This window comes from Aliivibrio sp. S2TY2, from assembly GCF_028765525.1.
GTDB lineage: Bacteria > Pseudomonadota > Gammaproteobacteria > Enterobacterales > Vibrionaceae > Aliivibrio > Aliivibrio finisterrensis_A.
The window spans coordinates 437,073-450,776 of record NZ_JARACS010000001.1; the positions used below are offsets into that span (position 1 = coordinate 437,073).

Annotated in this window: 9 protein-coding genes; 8 read left to right on the forward strand and 1 reads right to left on the reverse strand. The window is 38.8% G+C overall.

What is annotated here, in order from left to right; translation table 11 throughout:
* Positions 1 to 44: 44 nt before the first annotated feature.
* From murP to PVK63_RS02030, 6 genes are all read left to right on the forward strand, one after another.
* Positions 45 to 1,496, forward strand: coding sequence for a PTS N-acetylmuramic acid transporter subunit IIBC (gene murP, locus PVK63_RS02005; protein WP_130086794.1), 1,452 nt, complete (start codon positions 45 to 47; stop codon positions 1,494 to 1,496).
* A 162-nt stretch (positions 1,497 to 1,658) separates the two neighbouring features.
* The gene (locus PVK63_RS02010; RefSeq protein ID WP_130086795.1) at positions 1,659 to 2,198 is read left to right on the forward strand and encodes a YaeQ family protein; all 540 of its coding nucleotides are present in this window, start codon (positions 1,659 to 1,661) and stop codon (positions 2,196 to 2,198) included.
* Between the two features lie 95 nt (positions 2,199 to 2,293).
* Complete coding sequence (locus PVK63_RS02015; RefSeq protein WP_165371176.1) at positions 2,294 to 3,022, forward strand: sulfite exporter TauE/SafE family protein; 729 nt, start codon at positions 2,294 to 2,296, stop codon at positions 3,020 to 3,022.
* A 408-nt stretch (positions 3,023 to 3,430) separates the two neighbouring features.
* Positions 3,431 to 4,798: a S41 family peptidase gene (locus PVK63_RS02020; protein ID WP_130086796.1), complete on the forward strand. Its 1,368-nt coding sequence runs from the start codon at positions 3,431 to 3,433 to the stop codon at positions 4,796 to 4,798.
* 144 nt (positions 4,799 to 4,942) lie between these two features.
* On the forward strand, positions 4,943 to 6,319 hold the full coding sequence (locus PVK63_RS02025; RefSeq protein WP_130086797.1) for a S41 family peptidase: 1,377 nt from the start codon (positions 4,943 to 4,945) through the stop codon (positions 6,317 to 6,319).
* A 253-nt stretch (positions 6,320 to 6,572) separates the two neighbouring features.
* On the forward strand, positions 6,573 to 7,364 hold the full coding sequence (locus PVK63_RS02030; RefSeq protein ID WP_130086798.1) for an arylamine N-acetyltransferase family protein: 792 nt from the start codon (positions 6,573 to 6,575) through the stop codon (positions 7,362 to 7,364).
* Positions 7,365 to 7,465: 101 nt separating this feature from the next.
* On the opposite strand, the gene PVK63_RS02035 is transcribed toward PVK63_RS02030, so the two are convergent.
* Positions 7,466 to 9,418 carry a BCCT family transporter gene (locus tag PVK63_RS02035; protein WP_130045283.1) on the reverse strand — a complete coding sequence of 651 codons (1,953 nt, stop codon included), beginning with the start codon at positions 9,416 to 9,418 and terminating at the stop codon, positions 7,466 to 7,468.
* A 446-nt stretch (positions 9,419 to 9,864) separates the two neighbouring features.
* Between PVK63_RS02035 and PVK63_RS02040 the strand changes: the two genes are divergently transcribed.
* Both PVK63_RS02040 and PVK63_RS02045 read left to right on the forward strand, forming a co-directional pair.
* Positions 9,865 to 11,901: a prolyl oligopeptidase family serine peptidase gene (locus tag PVK63_RS02040; RefSeq protein WP_130086799.1), complete on the forward strand. Its 2,037-nt coding sequence runs from the start codon at positions 9,865 to 9,867 to the stop codon at positions 11,899 to 11,901.
* Between the two features lie 221 nt (positions 11,902 to 12,122).
* Entirely contained in the window at positions 12,123 to 13,415 is a 1,293-nt protein-coding gene (locus tag PVK63_RS02045) for a glycoside hydrolase family 18 protein (protein WP_130086800.1), read from the forward strand.
* The last annotated feature ends 289 nt before the right edge of the window (positions 13,416 to 13,704 follow it).

Genomic DNA, 13,704 nt, shown 5'->3' on the forward strand with positions numbered 1-13,704 from the left:
GCCATACGTGGCCTTTATACTGAATAATTGAAAGGGAACAGGACATGGCTAAAATAACCACTTCCATGATTCAAGAAATACTCTCTGCAATTGGTGGCAAAAATAATGTCATTAAATGCGGAAACTGCATGACTCGTTTACGTTTAACATTACACAATGATGATCTTGCAGACAGAGATACAATTAAACGCATTGCAGGCGTGATGGGATTAGTCGAAAGTGACGATCAATTTCAAATCGTTTTAGGTCCGGGTAAAGCACAGACTGCTGCTGAAATGATGAATGAGATAATGGAAGGTGACGAAGAGTCAACGCCCGTAACCTCAGAAAATCGAGATTTAAAAGATGTAGCTTCTGAACATAAGCAGAAACTGAAAAAGAAACAGACCAGTGCGACACAGCGATTTTTAAGTAAATTCGCGACCATTTTTACACCGTTAATTCCGGGATTCATTGCCGCTGGTTTGTTATTAGGCTTTGCAACATTACTGGACCAAGTTTACGTGATGGGTAATGAGTCACCAAATGCACATTTGGTTGATTTGATCCTCTACATGAAGGTATTCAGTAAAGGTTTGTTTAGCTTCTTAAGTATTTTAATTGGTTACAACGCACAGCAAGCTTTTGGTGGCTCTGGTGTAAACGGTGCGATTTTAGCCTCTCTATTTGTACTTGGTTATAACCCAGAAGCGACCTCTGGTATTTACTCTGGTATGACGGATTTCTTTGGCCACGGTATTGACCCAAGAGGTAACATCATTGGTGTTTTGATTGCCGCGATTATTGGTGCTGGTGTAGAGAAAAAAGTACGTCAATACATGCCAGATAACCTAGATATGATCTTAACCTCGGTAGTGACCTTGCTTATTATGGGTGCCGTTACCTTTGTGGTTATTATGCCGATTGGTGGCGTGTTATTCCAAGGCATGTCTTGGTTATTTATTAACTTAAATGGCAATCCATTTGGCAGTGCTATTCTCGCGGGTTTATTCTTAATCTCGGTAATGTTTGGTATCCACCAAGGCTTTGTTCCAGTGTATTTTGCACTAATGGACGCTCAAGGATTTAACTCATTATTCCCAATTTTAGCAATGGCAGGTGCAGGGCAAGTTGGCGCAGCATTAGCACTTTATTCAAAAGCAGGTAAAGACGCGCTATTACGTACACAAGTGAAAGGCGCTATTATTCCGGGGTTCTTAGGAATAGGTGAACCGTTAATTTATGGCGTAACACTACCAAGAGTAAAACCGTTTATTACGGCATGTGTGGGCGGCGCAACTGGTGGTTTCTTTATTGGACTTGTCTCTTACATGGGTTTGCCTGTTGGTTTAAATACCGTGTTTGGGCCTTCTGGCATCGTAGCGTTACCGTTAATGACATCAAACGCAGGTATCTTTGCTGGTATGTTGGTATTTGCCGCAGGTCTGGTGATTTCATACGTAGCCGGCTTTATTGCTACTTGGTTCTTCGGAACAAAGAATGTTGATTTAAGTTAGTTTTAATCAAATGAATAAAAAATAAGAAGTACTTGCCCCTATAAGTACGCTAAGGCCTCATTGGTACCACAATGAGGCTTTTTTTATGAAAAATCAGACAGCTATAGCATACCAACAAGAAAAGGGTACAATGCACCCAATTTTCAATACTTAGGAAAGCCAGTGGCTATCAAACCAACCATCTATAAATTCCGTGTTGCATTAACGGACATGAACCGTGATCACTACGATTCAGTAAACTTAACCATCGCTCAACACCCATCTGAGAACGTTGAGCGTATGATGGCTCGCGTGTTGGCTTTTTGCTTAAATGCAGAAGAAAATTTAACGTTTACTAAAGGATTATCAGCGGTTGATGAGCCAGATATCTGGGTTCGTGAATATGATGATACCATTTCACTTTGGATTGATGCTGGAGAGCCAGATCCTGATCGCATGAAAAAAGCATCACGCCAATCAAAAGTAACTAAAGTGTACAGCTTTAACTCAAAATCTGATGTGTGGTGGAAGCAAAACCAAAGCAAGTTTAAGCAATACCCTGTAGAAGTGGTTCGTTTTGATTGGGAGCAGATCCAAGAGTTCTCCACTTTCTTAGAAAGAACGATGGAGTTCTCAGTAATGATCACCGGTGATTCAGCATTTATCTCTACGGTAAAAGGTGAGTGCGAAGTAGCGTGGGAAACTCTGCAATCGGTTGAGTAATAATGAAAAGTAAATAGTGTAATACTGCTATTTCCTTTCTAAAATCTAGTTCATAATGCCTTCTATTATTTTCCCATAAATAGAAGGCATTTTTTATGGAATTTCCCCTAATCGATCTCGGTTTATTCTTTGCAATGTTCCTGATTTTTATAGGCTCATTTGTGCAAAGCGCCATTGGTTTTGGTTTGGCTATTGTTACTGCACCATTGTTATTTTTAATCTCGCCAAATTATGTGCCGGGCCCAATCGTAATTGTCGGTTTATTCTTATCCATTATTAATGCCTATAAATACAAGGCGAATGTCTCTTTTCGTGGATTAGGTTACGCATTTTTAGGCCGAATTCCGGGCTCTTTGCTTGGTGGTTTACTGCTTTATTACGTAGATGCAAAACTGTTGTCTCTTTGGATTGGCGTGGTTGTATTACTTGCTGTTGCGATTAGCTTGCTTCCATTTCGTATTGAACCAAATAATTCAAGAATGACGATTGCAGGTTTCTTTTCAGGTTTGTTTGGCACCAGTTCAGGCATTGGTGGACCGCCAATGGCGCTGTTATTACAGCATCAAGAAGCAAATCTTATTCGAGCTAACTTATCCGCTTTCTTTGTGGTGAGTAGTGTTATCTCATTAGCGGTTCAAGTGCCTGCTGGGTACATGAGCTTGAATCATTTATATCTTACGTTGCCATTACTTCCGGCTTCGGTTATCGGTTATCTAGTCGCTATGAAAGTGGTTGATAGAATTGATAAAGGAACCATAAGAAAGGTGTCGTTAGTGATGTGTTCTATCTCTGGAGTGGCCGCGATTGTATTAGGGGTGAGATAATAATCTAATTTACGAGTTAATTTAGATTGTTGTTCTTGTATTTTTAAATAAACCTTATACCAATGTCAGGAATTATCTACTTATATTATTACTGGTTAAATAACGCAATAGCAGTGTTCTAAATTATAATTATGTTGATATTAATTCTTTAGAACTCTAAGTATCATTATTTGAGTCTTTATTTGCTTTTATTTATATATATTTTCGCATTTGATTAATGTCAATTTGTTGACCATTTTTAAGGGTAGTATCTCCTTATGTTCTGCTGATTTATATTGATAAGAGCGGAACCTTACAATTAAATCAAAGGTATTTAAATTTGTGAAATATAGCGATGTACTTAACTGGGTAGTAATAGTATGCCTAACAAAGTGCTTTTTAGTTGGAATAAATAAGGGGAAGGGAGTTATGCTTCAACGATATATTGCCGTAATTTCACTTCTTTTTGTTTTATTTCCACCTCTGCTTTTAGCGAATAACAGTAATAAAAATGAAACCTTGAGTACTGAAGATAAACTATACGGCTTATCGTTACTCTGGAAAGAAGTTAATTATAACTTCGCCTATTTTAATCAAGTACCAGAGCTTGATTTTGATGCAGCATATCAAGCTACTATTCCTAAAATATTAGCCACTAACAATACCTTCGAGTATTACCGTGAATTAAGGCGGTTCATGGCCTTATTAAAAGATGGACATACAGGAGTTTATTACCCTGCTCGAGAGTCTAAACAGTATTTTAATTGGCCAGCTATTTGGGCAATAGAAGCGGAAGGAGAGGCGATTGTTGTATCGATAGATAACCAGTTACAAAGTGAGATTCCATTGGGCTCAAAGATCATTTCAGTTGATGGGTTGGAATTTTCTTCTCATTTAAAACAAAAAGTAATGCCTTATATATCTAGTTCAACAAAGCATGCTTTATTAGAAAACTCAGTAATTGCAGCTTTTTCATCTGATGACATTATGTCGAGTGAAATAATTGTTGGATTTATTTCCCCATCCGGAACTAAAGGTAAAATTAAATTAGTTAGAGATGCAAGATGGCGTCATATTAACTATTCGTCGCTTAATTACCCATCTCCAATCACAGAAGGAAACGAAGTTTCATTTGAATTGAAGTGGCTGGATGAAGGTGTTCTCTATATAGCACTTAATAGTTTTCACGATAGAAGTATTTATCAAAAATTTCTAGAATCTTTTCATGTGATAGAGAAAGCTCAAACTTTAATTATTGATATTAGGCTTAATGGAGGAGGGGATGGCAATATAGGTGCACAGATTCTTAGTCATTTAACTCAGCGTAAGCTGGAAGGTTCAAAATGGGAAACACCCAAACATATTGCTGCTTATAAAGCATGGGGGAGGAATCTGAAAGATTCTAATTCGAATAATACTTTGGAAACTGGACATGCACCGACTATTTATCCACACAATAATGCACATGTAGTACCAACTTTCGTTTTAACTAGTAGGTATACGGGATCTGCGGCAGAAGATTTTTTAGTATATGTCGATAAGGTTAAACACTTTACTATTATTGGAGAAAGTACTAATGGCAGTACGGGACAGATATTAACGCTAGATTTACCCGGAGGTGGTAAAGCTCGAATTTGCACTAAGCGTGACTTTTATCCTGATGGGCGAGAGTTTGTGGGGGTTGGGATTAAGCCTGATATTTATATTGAACGTAAAATTGATGACATCATTAATGAAAGAGATGTGGTTTTACAGCAAGCAATTATTGAAGCCAGAAAGAAAGTTGTTAATAAATAAACCATATCAACTAACTACATAGAGTGTAGGTGAAAGACTTATTTAGAAAACAAGCGGTTAAAAAACAACAAAACAGGTTGCTGGGAAGTAATATCATGCCTAACAAAGTGCTTTTTAGTTGGAATAAATAAGGGGAAGGGAGTTATGCTTCAACGATATATTGTCGTAATTTCACTTCTTTTTGTTTTATTTCCACCTCTGCTTTTAGCGAATAACAGTAATCAAAATGAAATCCTGAGTACTGAAGATAAACTATACGGTTTGTCACTGCTTTGGAAGGAAGCCAGCTATAACTTTGCTTTTTTTGATCAAGTACCAGATCTTGATTTTGATGCAGCATATCAAGATGCCATTCCTAAAGTATTAGCCACTAACAATACCTTCGAGTATTACCGTGAATTGCAGCGTTTTATGGCTTTGTTAAAGGATGGTCATACCGGTGTTTATTTCCCAGAAAATATTGCTGAAAAGCATTTTAACTGGCCTGGCGTGTGGGCCGTTGAAGTAAAAGGTGAGGCTATTATTGTTGCCGTGGACAAAACCTTAGAAAGTAAAATACCTCTTGGGTCGAAGGTGGTCTCTGTAAATGGGCTTCTTTTAGATCAACACCTTAGTACTAAAGTGATTCCTTTTTTAAACGACATTTCAACCAAAAAGGTGGAACGAACCAAAGCAATTCAAATAATGCTTGGTGAAGGCATTGAAGGAAGCGAGGTAACTATTGGTATCAGAACATTAAAAATGGAATTAAAGGAAGTAAGGTTAATTCGCGATACACTTCAAAGAAAAAGAGATTATGCTTTTCTTGATGTTTATATGCCATTTATGAATAACAATCAGGCTCTTACTGAATTTAAATGGTTAGATAATAATATTGCTTACATCGCTTTAAATAGTTTTTATGACGTAAAAGTCGTTGATATATTTAAACAATATTTTCATGAAGTTCAAAAAGCAGATGCGTTAATTATAGATATTCGAAGTAATGGTGGTGGCATGACAAATATTGGTACAGATATCCTAAGTTACTTGATAGATGAAGACGTATATGGAGCAAAATGGAAAACACCAAAACATATCGCTGCATATAAAGCATGGGGTAGGTATAAAGAAGGCTCTATCGATTTTCAATTTACCAATGCTTGGGAAACTGGTGACATGCCTGTTGTCTCTCCCCAAGAAAACCCACTTATTGTTCCCACTTATGTTTTGATAGGCAGGGGAACAGTATCTGCCGCTGAAGATTTTTTAGTTTATACAGATAAAATTTCACACTTTACTACCATAGGGGAAAATACTTATGGCAGTACGGGACAACCATTAACAGTAGATTTACCCGGTGGAGGTAAGGCTCGTATCTGTACTAAGCGTGATACTTACCCTGATGGACGTGAATTTGTTGGAATTGGTATTAAGCCTGATATTTTTGTTGAGCGTAATGTTAATGACATTATTAATGAAAGAGATGTGGTTTTGTTACGAGCAATTACTGAAGCCAGAAAACAGATAGTTAATCAATAAGTTGTATTAACTACATGGAGTGTAGGTGATGTAGGTGAAGACTTATTTTGAAAACAAGCGGTTAAAAAACAACGAGTACTTTTAGCTAGGACATTATATCGGCGACATAAAATCCTTTTTTTAGATGAAGTAACTTGTTGATAGGATTTTCTTAAATTTATTTGAAATATAACTTTACCTCAACTTAGCTTTAGGTATTAAGCTGTGTTTTTAAGTTAGACAAATAATTTTAAGATTAAAACAAGGGTATGAAATGAATCAAGAAATGTTAACTCATTATTTTAATCGAATTGGTTTACCTAAAGAGACGGCAGTAACGATTGAAAACCTAAAAGCGATACATCGTGCTCAGCACAGAACCATTCCATTTGAGAACTTTGATATTGTAAATGGACAGTCTATTCAACTGTCTGAAGAAGTGATTTATAACAAACTCGTGCATAAGAAACGAGGTGGGTATTGTCATGAGTTAAACGGATTACTGTTTAATGTATTAACAACGTTAGGCTTTGAAGCCAGAACATTATTAGGAAGAGTGCATTTATCACCAGAACCAACAGGTCGCGGGCATCGTGTGACATTAGTAACGATAAATCACCAGCAATGGTTAGTAGATGCTGGTTTTGGTACGTTTACACCAAGAGAGCCATTACCTATTGAATTTGATAAAGAGTTGACGACGGATCTTCAAACGTTTCGTTTTCTTCGTGATGAAAATTACGGTGTTTTGTTGCAAGTTAAAGAATCAGACGAATGGTTAAGTACATACAGTTTAGATATGGGTTATGTTTGTCAGGGTGATTTAGAATATGCGAATCATTTTTCCTCGACTCATTCCGATTCAGTTTTTACGTCTGGTGCGATAGCTGCATTATCGACGGAAGAGGGGATTAATACTTTGTCGAATCAACAATTAAAAATAAAGAAGAATGGGGTAATCCAGCAAATTACATTAGAAGATGAAGCTGAATATTTTGATGCATTAAAAACGTATTTGGGGTTAGAACCTAACTTATCTTATCAAAAAATAGAGCAATATTTTTAACGTCTAAGTAAAAAAAAAACCGCTTTAAATTTAGCGGTTTTTTGTATTTAGTCTTAGGGCAATGCCTGCGTATTTCAGCAGACATTAACCACAAAGTTAGATTAGCTTGGCGTATTCAATCTTGTTTTAATCGCCAGTTTTGCTTCTTCATTTGCTTGTTGTGCTTCGTCTTCAACCTTTTGACGCATCAGTGCATCAAAGGCAACGCGGGCTTCTTGAGCAAGCTCAGACGCCGCTAGCTTAGCATCTTTAGCATTCATTGAATCATCCGTTAATTGACGTAATTTCTCAATGATTTCATCTGGTGCATCGCCTAAATCAACGCTTGATTCACCACGAGCTAATGCTTCTTTACGTAGTTGCTTTTTCAGCATCCAGATAGCGTCGTTTGCTTCACGCTCAAGATCGGCTGCTTCAATTGCGTTATCACGTAGTTGCTCAAAGCGAGCCAATGCTTGGCCTTCTTTGCTCCATGGATCAACGTCTGGTAAGTCAGAAATATTGATAACAGGATCTACGTAATTATCTTGGTGTGCCAAGTCTAGCATTGCTGCTTTAACACCAGAGATCATTAGCATAACTGCAATAACTAATAGCGGTAAACCACCCACAATTGCCGCTGTTTGTAGTGTTGCCAAGCCGCCCATAAACATTAACGCCGATGGCATGAATGATAGAGTGAAAGCCCAGAACAGACGGTTCCAACGCATTGGATCTTCAGTTACGTTGGTTTGTACTACTGACGCTAAAATATAAGAGATAGAGTCAAACGTTGTTGCGGTAAAAATTACACATAACAGCGTAAATACAGCAATAACAAAAGTACTAAATGGCAGTTGTTCTAATACAGAGAAGATAGCTCGAGTTGCCCCTTCAGAATTTAGAATGCCAACAACGTCTAATTCACCAGATAACTGCAGTGATAAACCGTAGTTACCTAGAATGATGAAGTACATTGAACAGCCTAAAGAGCCAAAGAACACCGCACCAGAAACCATTTGCTTAATTGTTCTTCCGCGTGAAATACGCGCAACGAACAGACCCATGCTTGGTGCAAATACTAACCACCATGCCCAGTAGAAAATAGTCCAATCTTGTGGGAAGTGCGTATCTTCAAACGTACCCATGCCACCAAAAGGTTCTGCCCATGTTGCCATCACAAAGAAGTTAGACAGCATACGACCGATTGAATCTAGACCGGTTTCCAGCATAAAGATGGTAGGGCCACAAACTAATACAAACAGCAGTAAACCTAACGCACCCCAGAAGTTAATGTTACTTAAAATCTTAATGCCTTTGTCCATACCCATGTACGATGAGTAGGCAAAGATAGCCGTACACACCATCAGCACCAAAATCTGGCTGCCTGTTGTTGCAGGAATACCAAATAGGTAGCTAATACCTTCGTTGATCAGTGGTGCTGCTAAACCTAATGTGGTTGCCGCGCCGCCTAATAAACCAAAGATAAACAGTACATCAATAACTTTACCCAGTTTACCAAAGCTGTTTGCTTCACCAATAACAGGCATTAAAGCAGCAGATACTTTTAGTACAGGTTGTTTACGTACATAGAAGAAGTAAGCGATTGGAATTGCAGGGATCATATAGATACACCAAGCAATTGGCCCCCAATGGAAAAGACCATAAGTCGCCGCCCAACGTACCGCTTCTTCACTGCCTGCTTCTAATTGAAACGGAGGATTTTGGTAGTAGTAAGCCCATTCAATGGTACCCCAGTACAAAATACTCGCACCGATACCACCACAAAATAGCATAGCCGCCCAAGACGACAGAGCAAATTCAGGTTTTTCATCAGGATCACCTAGTTTGATTTGGCCGATATCAGAGAAAACGATGTAGATCATGAAGAAAAATGCGGCTAAACCTAGACCTAGATAAGCAAAGCCCAGTTTGTCGGTCATAAATGTTTTAGCTACGGCTATCCACTCAGCCCCTTCAGCTGGGAATATCAGCAAAGGAATTACAACCGCACAAAGCAGTAATATTGCGCCGAAAAAAGTGGGTTTATCGATAAGCTCGAAGTGTTTTTTCATTTTTATTGTCCGTAATAAAAACAGATTTAATTATTAAGTACGCGCACCAACAACTCCCCGTGCTGAGGGGATCAGACGGGTTTAACTTAAATTAGTAGAGTATAAATAGTGTAAGCGGACGGTTTATTGTGAGTAATGTAATGCTCGAAAGTTATCCAGATCACGATTAATGTGGATTCGAGATAAAATAGAGCTAATTCTCTAATCTGTCGACAAACTTTTTTCTTTATTTTATAAAAAATGCGAGCTATGTAGCATAAAAATTTAATTACAAAAATAAGCTGATTAATAAACATTCTAATCCCTTAAGTTTATCACTATAGACAGAACCGTAACGCTTGCAGTACCAATAACTAGGCTTAAACCATCAAACAGTTGTATTCCTATTTTTAATGAGCGTATTCTACAAACAGATAACACAAATTAATTATAAATAGGGATGCATTATGATTTATCCTTTCACAAAACAGGACTCAACGGTTGACCACTATTTTTCTCACGCCATTGCTGACCCATATCGTTGGTTAGAAGACGACAGAAGCGAAGAAACAGAAGCGTGGGTAAATAAGCAAAATGACGTCACCTTTGATTATCTTTCTCATGTCGATTTTCGTGATGATATTCGCGCTTTAATCGCAAAAGGTCAGGATTACCAAAAAACCTCACAGCCATTCAAGCGTGGTGATTATACTTACTTCTATCAAAATGACGGTTTACAAAATCAGAGTGTTTTGTATCGCTCTAAAGAAGGCGGAGAGATAGAAGTCTTTCTTGACCCAAACACGTTTAGTGAAGAGGGAACCACCTCTTTAGGTTCTGTCAGCTTCTCTAAAGACGCATCACTTGTAGCGTATTCGATATCAGAAGCGGGCAGTGATTGGCGTAAGATTTTTGTATTAAATACTGAAACCAAAGCGCAAATTGAAGCGCCAATTGTGGATGCCAAATTTACCGACATTTCATGGTTAGGTTCAAAAGGCTTTTATTACTCAAGTTACGATAAGCCTGAGGGTAGCGAATTATCCGCAAGAACCGAGCAACATAAACTCTACTTTCATGAGATAGGTAAACCACAAACGAATGATGTTGTGGTGTTTGGTGCCACAGAAGAAGAGAAGCATCGTTATGTCAGTGGCTATACAACTGAGGATGATGCGTATTTGGTGATATCAGCCGCGACATCGACCTCTGGTAATAAGCTTTACCTTGAGCGTTTAAGTTGTGAGAACCCAACTCGAATTACCGTATTAGATCATACTGATTCTGATACTTACGTAATTGAGAATGAAGACACTCGTCTATTAATGTACACCAACCTAAATGCACCAAACGGTAAGATCGTTTCTTATAATGCAGTCACATGCGATTGGGTAGATGTTATTCCAGAGCAGCCTCAACCGTTAGATATTAGCGTTGGTGGGGGCACCTTATTTGCAACGTATATGGTTGATGTTCTTAGCCAAGTAAAGCAATACGATTTTTCAGGTAATTTATTACGAGAAATTGCGTTACCAGGTGAAGGGCAAGTGACAGGATTTTCAGGTAAAAGAGATCAAACCGATCTGTTTTTCACTTTTACTAACTATGTTACGCCACCAACGATTTACCAATTTGATGTGAAGACTGGCGATACTGAATTGTATTTAGCCTCTGCATCGCCTTTTGATTCTGAGAAGTTTGAATCAAAGCAAGTGTTCTATACCTCAAAAGATGGCACTCAAGTTCCAATGCTTATCTCTTATCGAAAAGGCATTGAGCTTGATGGCACCAATCCAACCATTCTATATGGTTACGGGGGTTTTAACGTTAGCCTCACGCCAAGTTTTAGTGGTGTAATGGCCAGTTGGTTAGAGCTTGGAGGTGTGTATGCAATTCCCAATATTCGCGGTGGGGGCGAGTATGGTAAAGCGTGGCATAACGCAGGAACACAGAAACAGAAACAAAATGTATTTGATGATTTCATTGCCGCAGCTGAATACTTAATCGATGCTGGTTATACCGACTCATCACATTTGGCAATTCGTGGTGGCTCAAACGGCGGCCTATTGGTTGGCGCGTGTATGACTCAACGTCCTGAGTTATTTAAAGTCGCGCTGCCTGCGGTAGGTGTGTTGGATATGCTTCGTTACCATACGTTTACTTCTGGAGAAGGGTGGGCGTATGATTTTGGCACATCAGCACAAAATGAAGAGATGTTTAACTATCTACTAAACTACTCGCCAGTGCATAACGTAAAAGAGGGCGTTGAATACCCTGCAACATTGGTAACAACGGCTGATCATGATGATCGCGTTGTTCCTGCGCACTCTTATAAGTTTATTGCTGAGTTACAAGCTAAGCAATCAGGTGATAACCCAGTGTTAATTCGTATTGATGTTAATGCAGGTCACGGCGCAGGTATGCCGATATCTAAATCAATGGATTTAATGGCGGATGTGTATGCGTTTACGCTAAGCAATATGAAGGTGAATTCGTTTAAGTGATTTTGGTTTGATACTCAAATAGCCACGTTCGTAATAGAAGCAGAATGAAGATTAAGATTCATTCTGCTTTTTTTGTCAGTGAACCTAGCATAAATTATTCGCTGTAAGCGGTGAAATAGAGGCATAAAAGCTTGATAGTCACTCGCATTCTTATTTATTTCAGAGTCAAAATTATTCTTACTTGTCTAAATTGTAGTCAATCATTATCAAGGAGAATAGAAATGAAAAAAACAGTGAGTGCCATTGTTGTAGCAAGTGCTTTTTCGTTTAGTGTTAACGCGGAATCTAATATCGTAGCGGGTTATTTTGCCGATTGGCAGTACGCTAATACTGAAAATCCCTATGTGGTGGCCGACATTCCCGCGGACAACCTGACCCATATTATTTATGCATTTCTAAGTATGTGTGGCCCTCACTCTGGAGCAAGTGAGGCTGTTCAACAGCAAGTAGCTCAACAATGTGAAGGCAAAGCACCTTATACTGCAATTGTTGTGGATAAAAAAGCGGCCTTGGAAGAGGATTTTGGTGACGTAAGCGTTGAGGTGGATTACCAAGGTCATTTTGCCCAGTTAGCGCAGTTAAAAAATGAGCACCCAAATATTAAGATTTTGCCGTCTTTTGGCGGTTGGACAATGTCTGAACCATTTCATGCTATGGCTAAAGATCCTAAAGCGATAGCGCATTTCTCAAAAACAGCGGTAGAGCTGATTGCTAAATATGATTTTTTTGATGGTATTGATCTTGATTGGGAATATCCGGGAGGCGGAGGTTTAACCACATCACCTTGGAACCCAGATACCAAACTAAGTGATGAAGTAAAAGCGTCTGAACGCGCCGCATTTACGCATTTGGTTAAAGTATTAAGGGCCGATTTAGATAGCCTTAGTAAACAGACTGATCGTGAGTATGAACTGTCGACAGCGGTCGGTGTCGGCGCTAAAACGAAACAAATTGATTGGCAAGCCGCTAGTCCATATCTGACAAACATGTTTGCCATGACCTATGATTTTCTTGGAGGATGGGGAACTCAAACCGGACACATGACAAATTTGCATGCTACAGAGCGAAGTTGGTGGGGAATGGGCGCTGATGTATTTTTAAACCAAATGATAGAGCAGGGCATCCCAAGCCATAAGTTAGTGATTGGAGCTGCATTTTATGGTCGTGGTTGGCAAGGAACCCAAGCGTATAATGGTGAGTTACCAAAAAGTGATTTGCAATCGGATGGTGGCGCGCCATTTGGTACTGGTGAAAATGGTTACTTCATGTATTGGGACTTAGTGAAAAATTATGGTGATGCGCAAGGGTATCAGTATAAATACGATGAGCAAGCTCAAGCACCATACCTTTGGAACCCTGAGAGTAAAGTCTTTATCTCATTTGAAGATCAACGTTCAATTAAAGCAAAAGCGGCTTGGGCGAAGAGCAAAAACCTAGGCGGTATATTTGTATGGGAGTTGTCAGGAGACCCAACGGGTGAATTAGTGGAAGTCATGAGCGAGGAGCTTAAGTAGCCGACAATAACTACTTGGTTTGTCATAGTGCCTTTTATATTTAGGGCACTATGAAGTAGTCACTTTGATTCCATAGCCTGTCACTGTTTCGGTAAGTTACTAAACCACTTTTAGCGCCGATACCTACCCCTGTAAAAACGACAATTCACCAATAACTCCCCATTTTGTGTTACAATTCGCCGCTTGGGATTGAGAAAAAGAGCCATTAATCACCTACCGTGGTGATTTTTATCATGTTTATTTACATGGTACCGCTACTCAATCAAACAGCAATTGGATAAGGAGTTGT